Annotated in this window: 17 protein-coding genes and 1 tRNA gene; 7 read left to right on the top strand and 11 right to left on the bottom strand. The window is 61.8% G+C overall.

Going from position 1 to position 20,431, the window contains the following annotated elements; translation table 11 throughout:
- The first annotated feature begins 110 nt into the window (after positions 1 to 110).
- Positions 111 to 722, top strand: a complete 612-nt coding sequence (locus tag JMN22_RS20260; RefSeq protein WP_198797352.1) for a TetR family transcriptional regulator — start codon at positions 111 to 113, stop codon at positions 720 to 722.
- 38 nt (positions 723 to 760) lie between these two features.
- Here the strand turns inward: JMN22_RS20260 and JMN22_RS20265 are convergent, their stop codons facing one another.
- The 3 genes from JMN22_RS20265 to JMN22_RS20275 form a co-directional block, all read right to left on the bottom strand.
- The gene (locus tag JMN22_RS20265) at positions 761 to 1,864 is read right to left on the bottom strand and encodes a polyamine ABC transporter substrate-binding protein (protein ID WP_198797370.1); all 1,104 of its coding nucleotides are present in this window, start codon (positions 1,862 to 1,864) and stop codon (positions 761 to 763) included.
- A 51-nt stretch (positions 1,865 to 1,915) separates the two neighbouring features.
- Complete coding sequence (locus tag JMN22_RS20270) at positions 1,916 to 3,253, bottom strand: alginate export family protein (protein ID WP_198797351.1); 1,338 nt, start codon at positions 3,251 to 3,253, stop codon at positions 1,916 to 1,918.
- A gap of 117 nt (positions 3,254 to 3,370) precedes the next feature.
- A complete protein-coding gene (locus JMN22_RS20275) occupies positions 3,371 to 4,633 on the bottom strand; it encodes a serine hydrolase domain-containing protein (RefSeq protein ID WP_198797350.1) in 1,263 nt (420 codons plus the stop codon).
- 215 nt (positions 4,634 to 4,848) lie between these two features.
- Here JMN22_RS20275 and JMN22_RS20280 point away from each other — a divergent pair, with 215 nt between their 5' ends.
- Complete coding sequence (locus JMN22_RS20280) at positions 4,849 to 5,952, top strand: sigma-54 interaction domain-containing protein (RefSeq protein ID WP_198797349.1); 1,104 nt, start codon at positions 4,849 to 4,851, stop codon at positions 5,950 to 5,952.
- 193 nt (positions 5,953 to 6,145) lie between these two features.
- Here the strand turns inward: JMN22_RS20280 and JMN22_RS20285 are convergent, their stop codons facing one another.
- From JMN22_RS20285 to sfnG, 6 genes are all read right to left on the bottom strand, one after another.
- Positions 6,146 to 7,471, bottom strand: coding sequence for an ABC transporter substrate-binding protein (locus JMN22_RS20285; RefSeq protein WP_198797348.1), 1,326 nt, complete (start codon positions 7,469 to 7,471; stop codon positions 6,146 to 6,148).
- 49 nt (positions 7,472 to 7,520) lie between these two features.
- Positions 7,521 to 8,588: a branched-chain amino acid ABC transporter permease gene (locus JMN22_RS20290; RefSeq protein WP_198797347.1), complete on the bottom strand. Its 1,068-nt coding sequence runs from the start codon at positions 8,586 to 8,588 to the stop codon at positions 7,521 to 7,523.
- Between the two features lie 9 nt (positions 8,589 to 8,597).
- Positions 8,598 to 9,479, bottom strand: a complete 882-nt coding sequence (locus tag JMN22_RS20295) for a branched-chain amino acid ABC transporter permease (protein ID WP_181287053.1) — start codon at positions 9,477 to 9,479, stop codon at positions 8,598 to 8,600.
- A 67-nt stretch (positions 9,480 to 9,546) separates the two neighbouring features.
- The gene (locus tag JMN22_RS20300; RefSeq protein ID WP_198797346.1) at positions 9,547 to 10,329 is read right to left on the bottom strand and encodes an ABC transporter ATP-binding protein; all 783 of its coding nucleotides are present in this window, start codon (positions 10,327 to 10,329) and stop codon (positions 9,547 to 9,549) included.
- Positions 10,326 to 11,492, bottom strand: a complete 1,167-nt coding sequence (locus JMN22_RS20305) for an AMP-binding protein (protein WP_198797345.1) — start codon at positions 11,490 to 11,492, stop codon at positions 10,326 to 10,328. Before JMN22_RS20305 ends, JMN22_RS20300 begins: the two co-directional genes overlap by 4 nt.
- A 13-nt stretch (positions 11,493 to 11,505) precedes the next feature.
- Complete coding sequence (gene sfnG / locus JMN22_RS20310; RefSeq protein WP_198797344.1) at positions 11,506 to 12,603, bottom strand: dimethylsulfone monooxygenase SfnG; 1,098 nt, start codon at positions 12,601 to 12,603, stop codon at positions 11,506 to 11,508.
- 382 nt (positions 12,604 to 12,985) lie between these two features.
- Between sfnG and JMN22_RS20315 the strand changes: the two genes are divergently transcribed.
- The 3 genes from JMN22_RS20315 (at position 12,986) to JMN22_RS20325 (ending at position 16,249) form a co-directional block, all read left to right on the top strand.
- A complete protein-coding gene (locus JMN22_RS20315; protein WP_198797343.1) occupies positions 12,986 to 14,230 on the top strand; it encodes an acyl-CoA dehydrogenase family protein in 1,245 nt (414 codons plus the stop codon).
- A 144-nt stretch (positions 14,231 to 14,374) separates the two neighbouring features.
- The gene (locus JMN22_RS20320; protein ID WP_198797342.1) at positions 14,375 to 15,088 is read left to right on the top strand and encodes a hypothetical protein; all 714 of its coding nucleotides are present in this window, start codon (positions 14,375 to 14,377) and stop codon (positions 15,086 to 15,088) included.
- 21 nt (positions 15,089 to 15,109) lie between these two features.
- The gene (locus JMN22_RS20325) at positions 15,110 to 16,249 is read left to right on the top strand and encodes an epoxide hydrolase family protein (RefSeq protein ID WP_198797341.1); all 1,140 of its coding nucleotides are present in this window, start codon (positions 15,110 to 15,112) and stop codon (positions 16,247 to 16,249) included.
- Between the two features lie 65 nt (positions 16,250 to 16,314).
- On the opposite strand, the gene JMN22_RS20330 is transcribed toward JMN22_RS20325, so the two are convergent.
- Complete coding sequence (locus tag JMN22_RS20330) at positions 16,315 to 18,627, bottom strand: hypothetical protein (RefSeq protein WP_198797340.1); 2,313 nt, start codon at positions 18,625 to 18,627, stop codon at positions 16,315 to 16,317.
- Between the two features lie 24 nt (positions 18,628 to 18,651).
- Positions 18,652 to 18,726, bottom strand: a tRNA-Lys gene (locus JMN22_RS20335).
- 528 nt (positions 18,727 to 19,254) lie between these two features.
- On the opposite strand from JMN22_RS20335, the gene JMN22_RS20340 reads away from it, so the two are divergent.
- A complete protein-coding gene (locus JMN22_RS20340; protein WP_198797339.1) occupies positions 19,255 to 19,536 on the top strand; it encodes a fructose-bisphosphate aldolase in 282 nt (93 codons plus the stop codon).
- Between the two features lie 393 nt (positions 19,537 to 19,929).
- Positions 19,930 to 20,250: an isochorismate lyase gene (locus JMN22_RS20345; protein ID WP_030138766.1), complete on the top strand. Its 321-nt coding sequence runs from the start codon at positions 19,930 to 19,932 to the stop codon at positions 20,248 to 20,250.
- Positions 20,251 to 20,431: the final 181 nt, after the last annotated feature.

A 20,431-nucleotide genomic window follows, 5' to 3' on the forward strand; every position in this document is an offset into this window, starting at 1 on the left:
GGTGTGTCAGCCACCTTATACGCAACTGACGCAACGCTATCGCGAGCAAGCTCGCTCCCACATGGGGCTTGCGCTAGCCCTCGATCCCTCTTTTCAACAAGGACCTCTTCGTGACCGGACTGCGTGAACGTCAGAAAGCCGAACGCCGCCAAGCCATCAGCAAGGCGGCGGTGGCGTTGTTCGAGCGCCAGGGTTTCCAGAACACCACCATCGAACAGATCGCCAGCCAGGCCGGGGTCTCGGCGCCTACGGTGTTCAAGTACTTCGGCAACAAGCAGGAAATCATCCTGGAGATCCTCCACGACGCCGACCAGCGCGCGCTCAAGGACACGCGCAGCCAGATTCCCGAGATCGATGATCCTGTCGAGGCGCTGTGCTACCTGGAGCGGCTGCTCACCGGTTATGCCTTGGAAGTGATGCACCCGAGCCTCTGGCGGGAGTTGCTGCCGTTGATCCTGTTCGGTGGCGGCAACGGTTTGCCCGAAGGCTATCGAGCGATGAACGATGCCCTCAGGGCCGAGATCAGTGGTTTGCTCAGGGAACTGCAGCAAGCCGGCAAGCTGCGCCCGGACCTGGACGTCGAACTCGCCGCGTTCCTGCTCAACGACTACTCGCACCTGCAACTGTTTCGCCTGGTGAACCAGGAAAAGCCAGACGTCGAGGCACACTCCTTCCAGGTCCGGCGCATCACCGAGCTGCTGTTCCAGGGCATGCGCGCCTGATGATGCGAACCCGGCGCCGAAACGCCGGGTGGCGTCTCTCAGCGATTGGTCTTGATAGCGGTCCAGGTGCGGGTGCGGATCCGCTCGGCGGCGGGTGACACCGGCGCCAAGGCGAACAGCGTCCTGCGGGCTTCGTCCGGCACATACATCGCCGGGTTGTTGCGGATCTCTGCATCCACCAGCGGCGTGGCGTCCATGTTCGGGTTGGGGTAGCCGATCTTGTTGCTGATCCGTGCGATGACGTCGGGACGCAAGATGTAGTTGATGAACGCGTAGGCTTCCTCGGTGTGTGGGGCATTGGCGGGGACCATCATCACGTCCGACCACATCGGCGCGCCTTCCTTGGGCAGCGCCATCGCCACCTTGACGCCCTTCCCTGCGGCGTCGGCCAATCGCGTGGCCAGGGCGACACCGCCAGACCAACCCACGCCCACACAGATCTCACCGTTGGCCAGGTCCATGCCATAACGCGACGAATTGAAATAGGTCACGTAGGGGCGGATCTTCGACATCGTGGCCTGCGCCTGGGCATAGTCCTCGCGCTTTTCACTGTTGGGGTCCAGCCCGGCGTAATGCAGGGCGATGGGCACGATCTCGTTGGCGGCATCGAGAAAACCGACGCCGCAATGGGTGAGCTTGGCCATGTTCTCTTCCTTGAAAATCATGTCCCAGCTGTCCATCTGCACATCGGCACCCAGTGCCTGGCGAACCTTGTCGACGTTATAGCCAATCAACGTCGTGCCCCATAGGTACGGCGCCGCATAACGATTGCCCATATCGCCCACCGCTTCCAGGGACTTCATGAACTGCGGATCGAGGTGCTTCCAGTTCGGCAACTGGCTGCGGTCCAACGGCTGGACGGCGCCAGCGGCAACCAAATGACTGATGTTGGAACTGCTCGGGTACACCACGTCATACCCGGAGTTGCCGGTCAGCAGCTTGGATTGCAATGTCTCGACGCTGTCGAAAACGTCGTAGATCGGGCGGATGCCGGTTTCCTCTTCGAAGCTCTTGAGGATTTCCGGCGGCAGGTATTCGATCCAGTTGTAGATTCGCACGGTCCGCTCCTCGGCCAGGCTCGCACCGCAGATCAGCATCGAAACGACTGCACCTGACAGCGTTTTGGACAACAGACTCTTCATACTCAAGCTCTTCATTATCTGACTCCAGCGCGGCCGCGACGGCTCGCGGCATCAATAGCGGTAGGTGAGGTAGAGTTCCAGCGCACTGAATTCCCGATCGTCGCCAAACACCTGCCGGGCCGCCGCCAGTGGCTTGACCCAGTTATACGAGAGTGAAGTCGTCAGCGACTTCGAAGCCGCCCAATCGAGGAAGATTACGCTCTCGTCGGCAAAGCGCCGATCGCTGACCGCCGCGCCCATGTAGTTTTTTTCGTCGAGCCAGAATTGATAGTGGATCGCGCCCAGGGTGAGGGTTTCGTCGAGGTGGGTCTTGAGGGAGAACTGCTGGACGTTTTCGTTGCTGTTGAACAGCAGGTAGTTACCGACCACATCGCCGATCAGCCAGGTGCTCCAATCGACGAACCCTTTGCTCAAGGACTCCCAGGCTTGCTGGCGGTTGTCCGTGAGGTTGCCGTCGCCGGAGAAACTTGCGTAGCGGTAACCAAGGACGGGCGTCAAAGGCAGGCGGTTGAAGGCATAGTCAGCCTGGCCGTACCAAGCCTTGGCTTCGTAATCCACGCCTTCGCCGCTGCCGCGTTCCAAGGCGTATTCGGCGTTCAGCGTCAGGTCGGGAATGCCCGGGATTCTGGCGTTCAGCGCCCTGACGTTGTACACCAGCATGCCGTCGCGATGTCTCGGCGAGGCCGGGTCCTTGTGCCCCATGGCCTTGACCTTGAACGCGGTGGCCCCGAGCGTGACCTGGTCCTGGACGTTGTAGTCGAGGTTCACGCCGCTCATGCGAAAGTCCCCCAGGTCGCTGTCTGTCCCGAGGATGAAGCCTTGGGTCTTGAGCGCGCCATGATCCCAGGCAACCACGGCGGAGTCCTTGAACGCCGTCCGTGGGGCCAGCCAGTAGGCGCCGTCCTTCAACTGATCGAGGTTGCCATCCATCACGATGAAACCGGTGCCGATCATGTAGTTCTGGCGGCCGGCGGTGACGGTCCATTCACCGCTGCGGAACCCGCCGTAGAACTCCTCGGTGTCGACCTTGCCGTCGGAGCCGCGGGTGAAGCCACCGGCATCGCCGTCTCCCGTGTTGGTCGCGCCGACGAGAGAGCCGCCGGCCAACAGCGCGAAGTCCGGCTGCAAGGCGTATTCCAGCTTGACGCCGGGCTTGACGTAGAACTCCTGCCAATCGATTTTCGTGCCGTCGTTCCTGCCGCTGCGCATGTCGACGCGGCCCGCGCCGAAATTGACGTTGCGGGTGGAAAGCGCCGCCGCACCGGCGGTGAGATTGACTTCGCCCTTGAGGTTGCCGTCTTCGAAGGTATAGCCCGCGAAGGCGGCCTGGGTCGCCAAGGGTAGCCCGAGCGCCATCAGCGTCCGGGACACATGGGTCGTGCAAACCATAAGTAGCTCCTGTTGATTTATTGTTGTTACAGGGCAGTGAATGGCGGCGCAGAACGTCGCCAACACCTGGCGAGGCCAGGTGAACGAAACGTGATTTCTTGTGGGGCGCAGCTCAGCTCAGCGGGCAAGGTCCGCCGCGATTGCGCGCAACATGCGCACGCTGTCACCGTCGAACGGGCTGACCGCCTCTTTCAACGACGATTGCTTGACGATCACCACGCCGGAAGGCTTGTCGATGAACAGGTATTGCCCATGGATGCCGCCGGCCATGAGCGCCTGGCTGTGGTCGTTGAACACGTACCATTGGCTGCGGTAGGACGCGCCGGGGGTCCATTCGGCGAAGTCCGGTGAGGTGGCGTAGATCGCCGGGTCGGCGCCGGCGGTGATGCGGGCGACGGTCTGCGCCGAGAGCAATTGGCGGCCGTCATGGCGGCCCTCGTTGGCCAGCAATCGACCGAAACGCGCCATGTCACGCAAGGCGGCGTTGAACCCTGCACCGGCGACGCTGCGCCCCCACGGGTCAGCCAGGAAATAACCATCGCGCTCGCAGCCCAACTGGCCCCAGATCTTCGCCAGCTGTTGATCGCAGGACTGGCCCGACGCCCGTTCCATCACCCAGGCCAGCGCTTCCGTCGTCGCCGTGACGTAATGAAAGAAGCCCCCATGACCGCCGCGCTTCTTCAATGACGGCAGGAATTGATAAAGCGACTCGAACTGCGCGTATTCGGCCGGCGTCGGCTGGAACCCGCAGGCGTAGCCGTACTGGGAGCTTTCCGAATCCGGGTCTTCATAGACTTCGCTGTAGGCGATGCCGACGGCCATGTCGAACAACTGCCGCACCGTCGCGTCGCCGAAGGCGCTGATGGCCAGTTCCGGCACGTAGTCGGCGGCAGGTCGGGCCGGATCCAGCAAACCTTCACTCACCAACTGCTCACCCAGGGTGCCGATCAGCGATTTAGTCACCGAAAACATGACGTGGCGGTCGTGGGGTTGTTGGCCGTTGAAGTAGCGCTCGAACAGCACGGTATCGCCCTGCATGACCAGGAACGCATCTGTCTGGCTGGCCACGAGATGGTCTATGACGCTGATGCTCAAGCCACATTCGCTGTCGAAATGCAGTTGATCCAGCGCCCGTGGGGCCTGCTGCAACGGGGTGACCGGGCCGGTGCCTGCCGGAACATCGATCGAAGGCCGCAGCCGCGCGAGGTGGCGAAACCCCCATTGGTTGAACGGCGGGCGCATCCAGTTGTGCCAGGTGACGCGGCGCTGGGGTTCGGCGGGAAAGCCCTGCATGAACGTGGGTGCCACGCTCGCTCGGATGGGAGATTCGTGGGCCTGGACATAAAGGTTGGCCAGAGTAGGCACAGTGTTCTGATTCATCGGGTCGCCCCCGGAAATGACTCTGCGTCAAAGCAGATGCAGGGAAATAATTACCCGATGTATTTCTTTAGTCAATAAATGTTTTTATCAGTAATAATATTTTGCGCAACCACTGGGCGATCAGCGCCCAGCCTTAAGCTTATAACTTGATGTTATTTGTTTTATGTTTTTTAGATCACTTAGATTAACGTTCCCTCACCAAACGGGCCACCGTCATGCAGCTCCTCACGCTTCCCCCCTCCCCCGGCCTGGCCACCTCGATTCGTGCCACGGCCCAAGTGTTCGCAGACCCCAGTTCCCAGGCCTTGCTTGCCCATTTGCAGCAAGTGGCGCCCAGCGACGCCAGCGTATTGATCATCGGCCAGACCGGCACCGGCAAGGAATTGGTGGCGCGTCACGTCCACAACCTCAGCGCCCGACGCGACAAGCCGTTCGTGGCGGTGAACTGCGGGGCGTTTTCCGAGACGCTGGTGGAAGCCGAGCTGTTCGGCCATGAGAAAGGCGCGTTCACCGGGGCATTGACGGCCAAGGCCGGGTGGTTCGAAGAGGCCGATGGCGGCACGCTGTTTCTCGATGAAATCGGCGACTTGCCGCTGCCGATCCAGGTCAAGTTGCTGCGGGTTCTACAGGAACGCGAAGTGGTCCGCCTGGGCTCGCGCAAGAGCATCAAGATCAACGTGCGGGTACTGGCGGCCACCAACGTGCAATTGGAGAAAGCCATCAACGCCGGGCATTTTCGCGAGGACCTGTATTACCGCTTGAATGTGGTCAGCCTGGTGCTCAAGCCTTTGCGCGAACGGCCCGGCGATATCCTGCCGCTGATCCGTCATTTCATCGCCGAATACAGCCGTCGGCTCGGGCATGGCGAAGTCACGCTGGACGCCCAGGCCCAGCGTAAACTGCTCGATTATTCCTGGCCGGGGAATATTCGCGAACTGGAAAACGTCATCCATCACACCTTGCTGATTTGCCGCAACAGGGTGATCGGCGAGCAGGACCTGCACCTGTCCAATTTCCGCATCGAGCGCCAGGACACGCCACAGGACAACGCGCCACAAACGGCCGAGGCGCTGCTGGAAAAAGCCTTTGTGCAGTTGCTTGAGCAAGCGCAAGGCGATGTCCATGAAAAAGTCGAAGCCGCCCTGCTGCGCACCGCCTACCGCTACGCCAGTTGCAACCAGGTTCACACCGCCAGCCTGCTGGGCCTGAGCCGCAACGTCACCCGCAGCCTGCTGATTCGGATCGGTGAGTTGGTGGTCAACAAACGCCGCGGGGCGCTGAGCACGCGGGATGGGCGGGTGGTCAACCTGTCAACCTGAGCCAACGCTCGCCCGTGGCGAGGGAGCTTGCTCCCGCTGGGCTCTGTAGGAGCTGGCGAAGCCTGCGATCCTTTGATCTTTCGCTTGAGATATCGTCATCCGCAAAGATCGCAGCCTCGCTTCGCTCGGCAGCTCCTACAGGCTGGAGTAGACCTCCAGCCCCGACGCTGTCACCAGGTCGCGACCCAAATCGTCAGGACTCCTTGCTGCAATCACGCGGCGTGATGCCCTTTTCCCGCGCGTACTGGTGCGACGACGCTTCGATGATCGGCCGCAACAAGGCGCGGTCGGCCTGTACCCAGTCGCTGATCAGTTTCCATTGCGTACCGTCCCACTGCTGGAAGCGCACCGCGCCGCCCCCTTCATGGTCCGAGCAGGACAACTGCAACGGCTGCACCAGCCCCAAGGCGCCCAATTCCTTGAGACGGGCGTCATCCAGCCTGAGGTTCTCGAAGCCCCAGCGCACCTGCTCGCCGGTCAACGGTTGCTGGCCGAATTTCTGTTGGGCGATGCGCAGGGCCTCGACGTTGAGGATGCCGTTGACCACGCCCAGGTTGTAGTACACCGTGCCGAAACGCTTGGGGTCCGCCAAGTCGCCATGGCCCGCGTCGACCACGTCTTTCTTGATGCCTTGCAGCACCGGGAAATCGGTGCCCGACGGGTGCGTGGTAATGGCGATGAAACCCTTGGCGGCGGCACCGGCCGGCGCGGCGTCGTCTTCGGAGTTGCTCCAGATGTTGCCGATGATGTGGTCCGCCGGGAAGCCGACTTTCTGCGCGGTTTTCAGTGCCACCGGGTTCATCACACCCCAGCCACGCAGGATCACCCAATCGGGTTTTTCCCGACGGATGTTCAGCCATTGCGATTGTTGTTCGTTGCCCGGATGCGGCACCTCCAGCAGGGTCAGCGCGAAGCCGTATTTGTCTGCCAGGGTCTGCAACACCTCGTTGGTTTCCTTGCCGTACGGCGAGCCGTGGTACAGGGTGACGATCTTCAGGCCCTTGAGCTTGTCCAGCCCGCCGGCGCGCTGGCCGATGTAGTTGATGATCGCCGACACTTCGGAATACGGGTTCAATTGCAACGGGAAGACGTAGGGAAACACGCTGCCGTCAGTGGAGTCCGTGCGGCCGTGGTTGATGGTGATCAGCGGCAATTTGTCGGCCGTCGAACGGTCCAGCGTCGCGTAGGCGATGCCCACCGACAACGGGTTGGTGGCAGCCGCCGGCGCGCCGTTCAAGCCTTTCTTCAGGCGTTCGTAGCACTCGACGCCCTTCTCCACCACGTACTCGGTTTCGCACTCGCTCCAGGTCAGCTTCACCCCGTTTACGCCACCGCTGGCGTTGACGTACTTGAGGTAGTCGATGAAGCCACCGAAAAAACCGGTGCCACCGGCCGCGTAGGGACCGACGCGATAGCTTTGCAGCGGGAAGTATTGTTCGTTGCCCGCCTGGACGGATAACGCTGCGGCGGTGAGTGTCAGGGCCAGCGCGAGGCGGCTGGCGATCAATCGTTTGGACATCGGATTTTCCTTGTTATGAGGCCATAGAGAATCAACGCAATGGAGCTGTTCAGTAGCGCAACGGCCAACGCCGCGCACGCTCGCGAAAACCTTGCCAGAGGCGCGCAAGGCCCTCCGGCTCCTTGATCAGGAACAGGATGATCAGGGCGCCAAAAAACATCTTTTGCAGGTTCTCCAACTGGCCGGCGTCGACCAGTCCGCCGGGCAGCAGCGACACCAGGTTGGAAAGCAGCACCGGAAACAGGACGATGAAGGCCGCCCCGAGGAAGTTGCCCAACAGGCTGCCGAGGCCACCGATAATGATGATGAACAGGATCTGGAACGAGCGGCTGAGATCGAAGCCATGGGGCTCGACGGTGCCCAGGTAAGCGAAGGCCCACAGCGCCCCAGCCACGCCGAGGTAAAACCCGCTGAGGGCGAAGGCCAGCAGCTTGGTTTTCGCCAGGGGAATACCGATCACCGCCGCGGCCGTGTCCATGTCGCGCACGGCCATCCACTGGCGTCCCAGTTCGCTGCGCACCAGGTTCTTGCCCAGCCAGAACAGCGCCACCACCACGGTCAGGGTCAACAGATAACGACCGGCCGGCGCATCCAGGTTCACACCGAAAATGTCCAGGCGTGGCGCGCTGATCACCCCCGATGCGCTGTCATTGGAAAACCAGCCAAACCGGGTCAGCGCCCAGCCCACGAAGAACTGCGCCGCCAAGGTCGAGACCAGCAGATAGAAGCCCTTGATCCGCAAACTTGGCAGGCCGAACAACGCGGACACCAACGCCGCCGCCAGCCCGCCCAGGGCTATGCTGATCAATAACGGCAAACCGTCGACACGCACTTCAAGGTTGTACGTGGCAAACGCCCCCACGGCCATGAACGCCGCAGAACCCAAGGACAATTGCCCGGCGTAGCCGGTGAGCAAATTCAGTCCGAGCCCAGCCAGGGACAGCACCAGGAAAGGGATGAGGATTGCGCTGAGCCAGTAGTCGTTCCCCACCCACGGCACCACGACAAAGGCAACCGCCAGCAGCGCCGCGAGCCCATGGCGATCCTGGCGCAAGGGGAAGCTACGGCGATCCTCGGCATAACGGGTGTTGAACTGGCCTGCTTCTCGATAAAACATATTGTTCTCCTAGACCCGTTCGATGGCGCGTTCGCCAAACAGCCCCGCCGGCCGCACCAGCAGAAACAGCAGCGCCAGCCCATAGGGAAACCAGTTTTCGATGCCGCTGCCGATGATTGGCCCCAGGTACACCTCCGCCAGTTTCTCCGAGGCGCCGATGATCAGCCCGCCGACAATCGCCCCGCTGATCGAGGTGAAGCCGCCGATGATCAGCACCGGCAACGCCTTGAGTACCACCAGCGACAGCGAGAACTGCACCCCCAGCCGAGCGCCCCAGAGCAGGCCGGCGACCAGGCCGACGAAGCCCGCCACCGTCCACACCACCACCCACACCCGCTGCAACCGGATGCCCACGGCCAATGCCGCCAAGGGATCGTCGGCCACCGCCCGCAACGCCAACCCCAAGCGGGTCTTGTTGAACAGCCAGGACAACAGCGCCACCAGTGATGCGGCGGTCAGCGCGGCGAAAATGTCGAACTGCGACAGCAGCATCCCGCCGAGTTCCAGCGGTTCGTCGCTGATGCCCAGGTCCAAGCCGTGCACCTGCGCGCCCCACAGCGCCTGGGCGAAACCTTCGATGACGTAGGAAAGCCCCAGGGTGGCCATGAACAGCGTGATCGGCGAACGATTTACCAGCGGGCGCAGCACCACGCGCTCCACCGCCACGGCAATCAGCAGCATCGCCGCCAGGCTGATGAGAAACGCCAGCCAGAACGGCACGCCGCGTTCCAGCAGGCTGACGAAGGTCAGCGCGGAAAACAGCACCATCGCGCCCTGGGCGAAATTGAACACCCCGGAGGCCTTGTAGATCAGCACGAAACCGATGGCCACCAAGGCGTACATCACCCCCGCGAGCAACCCGCCAATCAATACTTCAAAGAAAAATTCCATCGTGTTTTCCTGTTTCGCGGGCGCAACCTGCCGGCCCTCCCGGACGGGAAGGCATCGAATTGAAAAATCAGTGCCGCGTGCCGAGGTAGGCCGAAATGACCTCGGGGTTCTTCCGTACCGCTTCGGGCGAGCCGTCGCCGATCTTGCGACCGTAGTCGAGCACTACCACGTGATCGCTGATGTTCATGACGACGCCAATGTCGTGTTCGATCAGCAGCACCGTCGTCCCCAGCTCCCGGTTGATGTCGATGATGAAACGGCTCATCTGCTGCTTCTCGTCGGCGTTCATCCCGGCCATCGGCTCATCCAGAAGCAACAATCGGGGCTCCGCCGCCAGGGCCCGGGCCAGTTCCACGCGTTTCTGCAAGCCGTAGGGCAAAGTCCCCACCAACGCATCACGCCACGGTTGCAAGTGCAGGAACGCGATGACCCGCTCGGCCGCTTCGCGCTGGCTGTCGTCCTCGGCAGCGGCTCGTCCGACTCGCAACGCCTGTTCGATCCACGTACTGCGGCGCTTGAGGTGGCGTCCGGTGAGCACGTTGTCGAGCACGCTCATGCCCTTGAACAGCGCGATGTTCTGGAAGGTCCGGGCGACGCCACGCACCGCCACGTCGTGGGCACGCATGCGACGGCGCTCGCGGTTGTCGAAACGTATGCGCCCTTCCTGGGGTTGGTAGACACCGCTGATGATGTTGAGCAACGAACTCTTGCCGGCGCCGTTCGGGCCGATCAAGGCGCAGATCTCGCCGGCGGCGACGCGAAAGCTGATGTCGGTGACCGCTTTTACGCCTTTGAACGACAGCGAGATATTGTCCAGCTCCAGCAGGTGCGTGGCGGCCGTTTGTGTCATGTCGTCGCCTCCTTCCAGATGCGGTGTGGATGATGCTCGTCCCGTCCATTCGAAACGCTCGCCAACGAACTCGACGACTCTTCCCATTCGGTCGAATCCCCCCACTGGCGAACCTTGATCCCCAGCGATTCGAAAAACGCTTGTGTCCCCGGCTGCAACGCCTCACCCACCACCAGCGGCGCATGAGTGCGTGAAAAACCCAGGACATCGCGCAGCGGCCGGCGAACCAGCCAATGGCCCACGACCCGCCGCAACAGGCCCGGACGTGCCGCCAGGGCCCAATCCACCCACTTGCGGGCCCTATCGCCCGGTGGCGGCAGACGCTCCAGCGCGTAGCCGTGCAAACGTTCATAGGTCTCGCGCGTGCCGGCCACCAGCGTCGGGCCCAGCTCCCGTCGATCGCGGTCACGGGTCGCGAGGTTTTCCGGGAAGTTCAAGCGGAAACCGGCGATCAGCCAGGGCGCGAGCAGGTACCGCGCCTGGCCGCCCGAGGCAAAACCTCGGGCCGCCAGCGCTTCGTCCTGTCGGCCCAAACCTTCGCGCTGAACCAGGTGCTGTCCGTGCTGCAACAGCTCGGCGTGGCTGATGCGTTGTTTCTCGGTGGTGTGTTGGCCCCGTCGGTAGAAGACGAACGCCGTTTGTTGCGCTTGGGCCTGCGGGATAGTCTCAGCGAATGCCTTCGTCGCAATCAACGCGGCGTAGTCCAACGCCTGGTCAAACGGCCCCGAGTCCGACAGCCCGCGCTTATCCAGGTAGATCAGCACGCGGGGCGCCACCTGCGCCGCGCCCAGGCGCAACAACTCTTCGTGCCCTTGGGCCAGCACGAAATCCGGCTGCAACTCACCGAGCAGTTCTATCTGCCCGGCGGGTGCGTCCAACGGATCTAGCAGGCTTGCGGCGCCGCCCAGCCATTGCGCGGCCAACGCCGCGATGATCGCTTGCGGCGTCGGGCGGCTGATGATCGTCAGGGTCCTGCCCACCGAGAACCCCCGCGCTTGCAGAGCACCCGCCAAGCTCTGCACCTCATCGGCCAGTTGCCGCCAGGTCCGCACTTGCCAGATGCCCAAGTGCTTGTGACGCAGCGCGACGTCCGTGCCGTGCTCGAGCGCTTGTCGATGCAGCCAATGGGGCAACGTGTCGAGGGTATCCGTGAGCGTGCCCATGCTGCCTCCCCGCCTAAGCGACCGCCGCCGTTTTGACCGTGACTTTCTGCTGTTCCAACTCACGCACCAGTGGCAAGACCCGTTGGCCGAAATACTCCACTTCCTCCTGGAAATGCAGGAAAGCCGCAAGCACCAGATCCACACCCACGGCTTTCAACGCAACGATGCGCTCGGCAATCTGTTGCGGCGTACCGATCAGGTTGGTCTTGAAGCCATCGTTATACTGCACCAGGTCTTCGAAGCTGGACTTGGCCCAGTTGCCCTCGCCTTCCGGGCTGGCCTTGCCGGCCTGCTTGGCGGCGTCGCCAAACGCGTTGACGGCTTCGGGGTCGGCCTGGTCGATGATCTGGGCCAGCACCGCGCGGGCTTCTTCCTCGGTGTCGCGGGCAATGATGAAAGCATTCACCCCGACCTTGACCGTGTGATTGTTCGCCGCCGCCTTGGCCCGCAGGTCATCGACCTGAGCCTTGACCCCTTCCACCGTGTTGCCGTTGGTGAAGTACCAGTCCGAGACTCGGGCGGCCATGTCCCGCGCGGCGCGGGAACTGCCACCCTGGAAAATTTCTGGGTGCTGTTGCAGCGGTTTGGGCTTGAGGGTGTAGCCGTTGAAACGATAGAAATCACCGCGAAAGGTGTAGTTGTCGGTGGTCCAGATGCCCTTGAGCGTGGTGATGAATTCCTCGGAGCGGCGATAACGTTCGTCGTGCTCCAGCCAGGGTTCGCCAATGGCGGTGAATTCGCCCTTGAACCAGCCGGACACCACGTTGATCGCCACGCGCCCGCCGGTGAGCTGGTCGATGGTTGCGATCTGCTTGGCCAGCACCGAAGGCGTCCACGGCCCCGGCAATACCGCCGCGATGACTTTGAGGCGCGTGGTGGATGCCAGCAGCGCATGACTGAACGCCACCGATTCGTGCTGGTATTCGGCGCCGTAACCGGCGGTGAAACGGATCTGGGTCAGGGCATAGTCAAAACCAGCAGCCTCGGCGATCTGCGCCAGCTTGCGGTTGTAGTCAATGCCCCAGTCGGTGCGCTGCGGGATCTTGCTGACCACCAGTCCGCCGCTGACGTTAGGCACCCAGTAGGCAAACTTGATCGTGTCCTGGCTCATTGCGTGTACTCCCAGCTCGTTGAGATATAGGCGTCGTCGCCTCTGTACAACGGCTAGAGCAGCAACCGTGCCACATATATTTATCCTTTAGTTTCAACAGCTTAGTCAGTTTTCTGATTTTCATGGCTGTCGTGCGACAGGCAGGCTGTTGGATCGCTGTTGCACAGCCAACACCCGGCGTGCCGCTGCTGGAAATACGCATTGTTGCCTGACACACAGTCACCCAACAGATTGTCCGCCGGACGACAGCCTTTGTGCTGGGAAACCCGGCGAACGCCCCGTTTTCGTTGGCTTCAAGCACCGGGCATGGAGCGTGCAAAGGTTGTCGCCAACGGCAGGTTTTCACCCCGCCCGTCCCCTCGCCATCAGAAGGAACACCGCCATGACCGCACAGCAACAACACTTGCCACCAGTCCTTTCCACCGGCACCGACTATGAAACCCTGGCCGAGCGGTTCCGGCCGATTTTCGCGCGCATCCAGGCCGGCGCCCTGGAGCGTGAACAATCACGCAGCCTGCCGTTCGAACAGGTGAAATGGTTGAAGGAAGCGGGCTTCGGTGCCGTGCGGATTCCGGTCGAATTCGGCGGCGCCGGGGCTTCGTTGCCGCAGCTGTTGCACCTGCTGATCGAACTGGCCGAGGCCGACTCCAACCTGCCCCAGGCCCTGCGCGGCCACTTCGCCTTTGTCGAGGATCGTCTCAATGCCCACGCCAGCAGCCCGCAAGACGTCTGGTTCAAGCGCTTCGTCGACGGTGACCTGGTGGGCAACGCCTGGACCGAAATCGGCGCGGTGAAACTCGGCCAGGTCATCACTCGCGTATCCCGCCAGGGCGGGCAATGGGTGGCCAACGGCACCAAGTACTACAGCACCGGCAGCATCTTCGCCGACTGGATCGACCTCTATGCCCAACGCGACGACAACGGTGCCGATGTGATCGCCGCCGTCAATGTCCACCAACCGGGTGTCAAGCAAAGCGATGACTGGGACGGTTTCGGCCAGCGCACCACCGGCAGCGGCACATCGGTGTTCGAGAATGCCGTGGTGGAGGCTGAAAACCTCATCGATTTTTCCACCCGTTTCAAATACCAGACCGCGTTCTATCAACTGGTCCTGCTCGCCGTGCAGACGGGCGCCGGCCGCGCCGCCATCCAGGACTTCAGCGAACACGTGCGCCAACGCACCCGCGTGTTCAGCACCGGCAACGCCAGCGAAGTGAGCCAGGACGTCCAAGTACAGCAAGTGATCGGCAAGGCATCAGCCCAGGTCTACGCCGCCGAAGCCACGACCCTGCGCGCCGCCAGCGCCTCGCAGCGAGCCTATGAACGTCGCTTCGGCCAGGACACCGAAGCCGAGCACACCGCCAACATCCTCGCCGAACTCGAATCGGCCCAGGCCCAAGTGGTGGTCGCCGACCTGACGCTGCGCGCCACCAGCGACCTGTTCAACGCCCTCGGCGCATCCGCCACCAGCACCGGCAAAGCCCTCGACCGCCACTGGCGCAACGCCCGCACCGCGGCGTCCCATAATCCGCTGATCTACAAGGAACGCATCATTGGGGATTGGGAGATCAATGGGACGGAACCGCCGTATGTCTGGCAGATTGGTGGGGGGTCGAAACAGCGTTGAACGGGGCGTGGCCAATTGCCGGTGCCTGTTCAAATCGCCTACCCTAGGCGCCTGAATCGGCCTGCCAGCGGGCCAAGACAAAAACGACTGCAGTCGCCTGCCTTGGCCCGCCCCCGACCATTACGAGCCACGAACGGATGCAACATGCCGCTGAAAACCCGCGATTTGATTCTTGCGGCACTGGAAGAGCTGGATATCGGCGACTTCCCGGCCCGCCCCTTTGACTGCGCCTTCGAGCTGCTTGCCGCGCCAGCGAGTCGCAAACGATTGATCATGGTCGGCTTCAACGGCTCACTCGCCGACGCCATTCACACCAACGCGGGAGCCATCCACGCCGGCTATGACCAACCGTCCTTTTCCAACGTCGCCCATGGATTGGAAGGTGGCTGGGGCACCAAAACCCTGGCCCGGCGCCTGACACAACTGCCTGCCGACCTGGGCTTCGACTGGCGCGACACGGTCTACACCAACGCCTTGCTGCTTTGCTCCGCCGACGCCGCGGCCATCCAGAAAGTGGCGCGCCAGTCCTCTGCGGCCAGCCTTGAATCGTTGACTCGAAAATCCATGGATTTCTTCCAGCGCGTAACCGTACCCCTCGCCGAGCCTGAGCTGATCATCGCCTACAGCAATGGCCTGGGCAGCCCGTCGGCCGCGCGGATCCTGTGGGAAGCATTCGGGAACGAAGCACCGCTCGACCATATCGATTCTTCGTCCTACCGCGCCACGTACGGGTTTACCGCCACCATCAACGACCGCAAGGTACCGGTAGTGGGAGTTCGGCATATGTCCAGGTTCGTGCCGAACATCGAAGCCATAAAACTGGCCTGGACCCGGCAGAAAGCACGCTTCGGTTCCTGATCCGGCTGTTTGGAGGAAAACATGTTCGCCAGACCTTTTGTCATCGACACGCCTGAAAGCATGCTCGCTGACTTGAAAGATCGCCTGCGAAACACCCGGTTGCCGCAGCCCTTGGCCAGCGTGGGCTGGAACGAAGGCATGGACGCGGACGTGCTGCGCGACCTCATCACCCACTGGTCGACAACCTTCGACTGGCGCGCTCAGGAAGCAGCACTCAATCGCCTGCCACAGTTCCTCGCCACCCTGGGCGAGCAAGAGATTCATTTCGTCCACCAGCGCGGGGTCGGGCCCAATCCCATGCCGCTGGTGCTCACCCATGGCTGGCCCGGCTCGTTCATCGAGATGCAGCGGATCATCGAACTGCTGACGGACCCCGCCAGCCATGGCGGCGACCCGGCCGATGCCTTTGACGTAGTGGTGCCGTCCTTGCCGGGCTACACCTTTTCCGCGCCGTTCAAGCAAACCGGTTGCGGGCCTTATGAAGTGGCCGGTTTGTGGCGCGAGCTGATGGCCGGGCTCGGTTATGAGCAGTTCGGTGCCCAGGGTGGCGATGTGGGCGCGGCGGTCACCAGTTGGTTGGGCCTGCGCTTTCCCGAGCGCCTGACCGGCATCCACCTCAACTACATCCCCGGCGCCTATCGCCCGCCCCTGGGCGAAGTCGACCCGCCTTTGAGCGAAGAGGAAACGGCGTTCCAGCAACGCGCCGCGGCCTTCAGCGAAGCCGAAGGTGCCTATGCGCACATCCAGCGCACCAAGCCGCAAAGCCTGGCCGTGGGCTTGAACGACTCACCTGCGGGATTGCTCGCCTGGATGGGCGAGAAGATTCTGTCGTGGTGCGATCCGAGCGCCCCCATCGACCGCGGATGGTTGCTGACCAATGTGACGCTCTACTGGCTGACCAACTGCATTGGCTCGTCGTTTCGCCCCTACGTGGAAGGCAGCCGCCGACCTCTGGTGCTTGCCAGCGGTGAGCGAATAAAGCCGCCGTTGGGGGTCGCGCTGTTTCCCAAGGAACTGCCGCTGCCGCCACGCAGTTGGGTGGAGCGTGGCTACAACGTCCAGCGCTGGACGCAGATGCCCCGGGGCGGTCATTTTGCGGCGTTGGAACAGCCTGAGTTGTTGGCGGAGGAAATTCGGGCGTTTTTCCGGGACTACCGTTAAGCACCTATTGCCTTGCGATGAGCAGGGCAATCTTCAGCCGGCTTGCCCTTCGTCAGCGCACGTCTTTATCGCAACCAATGCGACTCAGTCGTCCACCCCAGGAAAACGCGTGCACCTTCGATGGTTCGATTCTGTTGCGGCAAGCGACGTCCCGCTGCTGCAAGGCGCAGCCCAATCATCACAGGTCGAAACTTCTCCTGAAAAGCCGCCGGCTGGCTAACGAAATGCGCTTCGATGCGTTCGATAGCCGACCCCCTTTCGGATTCGTCGAGCATCGACAGGTAAAAAATCATCTGGCGCCAGGCATACGCCGTGTTCTTGAGCATGATCAAGCGCCCGTGATAATGCTCGATACGCATCTGCTGGCGTCTGCAGATCCATTCAAAACAGGCCTGGGCGAGTGAGTTCAAGCGTGGGTGCAACAGTGTTTTCAATTCAAGCTCGCAAAACAGCACCGAGAGGTTCTGCGTGGTGACTATCTGTTGCTGTTCAATGATGGTGCCGTTGGTTGCGGGACGCCACGTACCCAGCTCTGCGTTTGCCCGCTGCGCGCACAAGGTCGTCAAGGCATCGGTGCCTGTTGACGAGCGCCGCCAGAAGGGTTGGCTCGCCCTCGACTTGGGTTTGTCGGGAAGCGTCGTCAGGACCTGCGTATCGATATCGTAGTAACGGGCGTACAGGGTACCTGCCAGCGCCCTGCCAGCTCGCCTGGCGGCGTCGATGAACTTGTTGGAAAATTCCCCCATGAAGATGTCCGAAGCAACTTCGTCCACGAATGGCAGATCCAGCCCGGCTGTTTCGGCGAGGGCACGCAGTTCCTTGAGCAGCTTGTTGGGCAGGATCGCCTGGGGAAAGGCAGTCAGCGTCAGCGCTGATGCCTCGATAAGCGCCTGCCGAGCGATGTCCGCGTCGAGAGAGTGACGTTGTCGTTGGCCTTCCATGAGCGCCACCCAGGGCAGCTCGTCCAGCCTGACCTGGCTTTGAAGATCGATCAATAACAACGAGCGGCGCCGGCGAAAAGCACGATAAGTCGCCGCGTAGAGATTGCCCAGTATCGGGTCGGGAAACCCGGCGCTATGTATGTCAGCGGTCATCGCCGGCAATACCCGCGCGACGGTGTCGCCCGAGGTAATCAAGCCGCGTTCGATCAGTTCGGCAATCGTACCGCTACCGCAGCGCTCCACCCGCTGGCGAATCGACTTCGGAAGGTCAGCCCCGTCGGCAAGGGCGAACACGGCTGCCTCCTCTGCGGTGATCGGCTCAAGCAAGGGCGCCAAGTCCGATACGCCGTCATGGGCCGGATAATGTTCCATTCGCTTGGCAACCGCCTTGGCGAGCACGTGGTGGTCCGGCGCAGCGACATCCTCGCGCTGTCTGGATCGGTACTCACGATGAAGGTCGGAGTCGGGTAGACCATGCTTGCGCACGAAATCTCCAACGATCTGACGAATCCGGCCGACTTGCCGGCCTGTCAGCGAGCTTGGATCGCCAGCGCATTGTTCGAGCAGTGCGAACAGTTCCGAGAGGCGTGGTTTAGAAGCGCCAATGGTGTGCCCTTCGGCATCGCGGAACGCATAGAAACGCGTGCACAGCGAAGCGGCCTCTTCGGGCCAGCCCTCGGGATAAACCCTGCACGGCCACTCATCCTGGTAAGTCAAAAGGAAATGGGAGACAGCGGCGTCGTACAGCGGCAGGCAGATTTCGATGACCTGCTTCTGGACCGCCAGTCGTGGCTGAGCCCGCAACTTCAAGAGCCGCTGGCGAATATCACCGACATTGAAGACATGGACTTGCGCCGAAGAAGATTGCGGTTTTGCACAAGGCGATGGAAAGAAGCGCAGCCGATCGAAGAACGGGGTGATGGTCTCGATGAGTGCCCAGGCTTCATCCACTTGACGTTGGTCCAGCAGCCACGCAACGCCCAGCAGGGCCGACTCCTCCGGAACGTCGACACGGTAATTGCCCGTCGCCAGATAGCTCCGCAATACGTCGAGCCCTTCATCCGTCAGATACCACGCATTGAGGTCCAGACGTTCGAAGCCGGAACGGATGCCCGGGATCGATGCAGCCAACGCTTGCTCGTGCTCATTCAGCTCACCACCGGCCAGCAGCTGCCCCGTGGCAAATCCGCCCGTGGCAACTTCCAACGTCACCCAGACAGGAATATCGGCTATCGGCATCCGGGCGCCGTACCGCAGAGTCCTCTGCGCGGCGTGCGCTAACACCTGCTGCCAACGGGCGATCCGCTGAGCCACTTTGGCCTGGGCTTCTGGCTCGGGATCGGCGCTTTGGGCGACGAGTGCCTTGGACAATTGGAAGGCCGTATAGCCCACGCCGATGCCCTGTGTTCCGTCAGATTCGGTGTCGTCCGTGAGCATACGTGCTGATGACCCTGCGAATAATGGGTCCGGGGGCTGGATTCGAACCAGCGCCCACCCGGTTAAGAGCCAGGTGTTCTACCGCTGAACTACCCCGGAGCAGAGCGGGCATTGTCGGTCAGCATCACCGAGATGTGAAGCGTCTTGGATGACAGGATATGTGGCGCGATTTTGCGGTCCGAAAATCACGTAGGAAATGACGACCCGTGGCGAGGGAGCTTGCTCCCGCTGGGCTGCGAAGCGGCCCCAAATCAGCGATTCCATTTGTCCAGGTACACCGCATAGCCCGGTTTTGCGGCGGCTGCGCCACCGAGCGGGAGCAAGCTCCCTCGCCACGGGGGATCGGGGGCGTCCTACAAGTCGGTTGTGGGGGGTGGGATCGACTTCTATAGTTGGGGCGTCGCTGGCTTTCGTCAGTGACTGGGTTTCGCAGCCCGATCACAAAGGAAATGCACCGTCGAGTGAAATTCAGGCAAACTTGCCCGCTTTCATTTTATGGCGGTTGCGCGCGGGAGACTTTCGGGTCTGCCGAGTTTTCCTTCCTCGGTCTGCGAACCTGCGCGCAACTGCCACCCATTTGTTTCGCAGCGAAAAGGGGGCATTTCTTTTATTGAAGGAAGTAATCTCATGACAGCTAATCAACAGTTACCCCGCTACACCCCTCTGACCCAAACCGCTACGACCCAGCCCGTCCTGCTGATCGACACTCAAGCCCCACTGCCCGAACTTCACGCCTGCGTCAGCGAACGCCTGCACGCCACGCTCGATTTCCTGACCCTGGTAGCCTGCTCCAGCCTGCGCGACTCCTCCACCAGCGACATCAACACCCTGACCAACGTTGCCCGGATCCTCGTGCGAGACGCGACGGACGTATTCGGCGTCATCGAACAACGCGGCCTAGAAGGCTAACAGCACTGTAGGAGCGAGCTTGCTCGCGATGGCACCGTGTCAGCCACCACGGATAGTGACTGATCGAATGTCATCGCGAGCAAGCTCGCTCCCACAAGAGATCTGTGGAGCGCATAAGTTTTATATTCGCTAAAGATCCACTGTGGGAGCGAGCTTGCTCCGGGCGGCGTTCCGACGATGACGGCGGCACAGCGAATGCAGATGCAAGCTGACCCACCGCTTTCGTCGGAACGCCGCCCGGAGCAGGCTCGCTCCCACAATGGATCGGAGTATGACCGTAAGAATCAGGTCGGTTACGCCAAACCCAAAAACATCCAGGCCGGCTGTAGAGCCAATATCCAGAGTAAGCTGCCACAGCAAATAGACCATCTACCACAAATGGAATAAACCTAAATGGAAGTAAAAAACCAGCTATCCCCTGCGCAATGCACCGGCATGGAAGAAATCCGCCAAGAAATCGATACCCTCGACCGAGCCGTCATCAAGCTGCTGGGCAAACGCTTCCAGTACGTGCTCGCGGCGTCGAAGTTCAAGACATCGGCCACGTCGGTACGTGCACCGGAGCGCTTCAAGGCGATGCTGGCGACTCGGCGGGAATGGGCCGAGGCCGAGGGATTGAGCCCGGATGCTATCGAGAAAATGTACAGCGACCTGGTGAATCATTTTATTGCTGAAGAGATGAAACACTGGACGGCGCAGCAGCCCCAGACCTGAGCCATCTCATAATACTGTGGCGAGGGGATTTAGCGAAACGTCGCACCGCCCCGCTGGGTTGCGCAGCAACCCCATACCAGGCACCGCGTTGCATCTAATGAACCGTGCTGACTGGTTACGACTGCTGCGCAGCCGAGCGGGGATAAATCCCCTCGCCACAAGGGCACAAGGGCACAGGGGC

This window comes from Pseudomonas sp. HB05, assembly GCF_016756915.1.
In the GTDB taxonomy this organism is placed as follows: Bacteria; Pseudomonadota; Gammaproteobacteria; order Pseudomonadales; family Pseudomonadaceae; genus Aquipseudomonas; species Aquipseudomonas alvandae.

What these genes read in the sequence shown, in the direction of transcription:
- JMN22_RS20300 (WP_198797346.1), bottom strand. Translation starts at nt 10,329, where the DNA reads ATGACACAAACGGCCGCCACGCACCTGCTGGAGCTGGACAATATCTCG.
- JMN22_RS20325 (WP_198797341.1), top strand. Translation starts at nt 15,110, where the DNA reads ATGTTCGCCAGACCTTTTGTCATCGACACGCCTGAAAGCATGCTCGCT.
- JMN22_RS20330 (WP_198797340.1), bottom strand. Translation starts at nt 18,627, where the DNA reads ATGCTCACGGACGACACCGAATCTGACGGAACACAGGGCATCGGCGTG.
- JMN22_RS20275 (WP_198797350.1), bottom strand. Translation starts at nt 4,633, where the DNA reads ATGAATCAGAACACTGTGCCTACTCTGGCCAACCTTTATGTCCAGGCC.
- JMN22_RS20320 (WP_198797342.1), top strand. Translation starts at nt 14,375, where the DNA reads ATGCCGCTGAAAACCCGCGATTTGATTCTTGCGGCACTGGAAGAGCTG.
- JMN22_RS20305 (WP_198797345.1), bottom strand. Translation starts at nt 11,492, where the DNA reads ATGGGCACGCTCACGGATACCCTCGACACGTTGCCCCATTGGCTGCAT.
- JMN22_RS20285 (WP_198797348.1), bottom strand. Translation starts at nt 7,471, where the DNA reads ATGTCCAAACGATTGATCGCCAGCCGCCTCGCGCTGGCCCTGACACTC.
- JMN22_RS20345 (WP_030138766.1), top strand. Translation starts at nt 19,930, where the DNA reads ATGGAAGTAAAAAACCAGCTATCCCCTGCGCAATGCACCGGCATGGAA.
- JMN22_RS20270 (WP_198797351.1), bottom strand. Translation starts at nt 3,253, where the DNA reads ATGGTTTGCACGACCCATGTGTCCCGGACGCTGATGGCGCTCGGGCTA.
- JMN22_RS20280 (WP_198797349.1), top strand. Translation starts at nt 4,849, where the DNA reads ATGCAGCTCCTCACGCTTCCCCCCTCCCCCGGCCTGGCCACCTCGATT.
- JMN22_RS20265 (WP_198797370.1), bottom strand. Translation starts at nt 1,864, where the DNA reads ATGAAGAGTCTGTTGTCCAAAACGCTGTCAGGTGCAGTCGTTTCGATG.
- JMN22_RS20315 (WP_198797343.1), top strand. Translation starts at nt 12,986, where the DNA reads ATGACCGCACAGCAACAACACTTGCCACCAGTCCTTTCCACCGGCACC.
- JMN22_RS20295 (WP_181287053.1), bottom strand. Translation starts at nt 9,479, where the DNA reads ATGGAATTTTTCTTTGAAGTATTGATTGGCGGGTTGCTCGCGGGGGTG.
- sfnG (WP_198797344.1), bottom strand. Translation starts at nt 12,603, where the DNA reads ATGAGCCAGGACACGATCAAGTTTGCCTACTGGGTGCCTAACGTCAGC.
- JMN22_RS20290 (WP_198797347.1), bottom strand. Translation starts at nt 8,588, where the DNA reads ATGTTTTATCGAGAAGCAGGCCAGTTCAACACCCGTTATGCCGAGGAT.
- JMN22_RS20340 (WP_198797339.1), top strand. Translation starts at nt 19,255, where the DNA reads ATGACAGCTAATCAACAGTTACCCCGCTACACCCCTCTGACCCAAACC.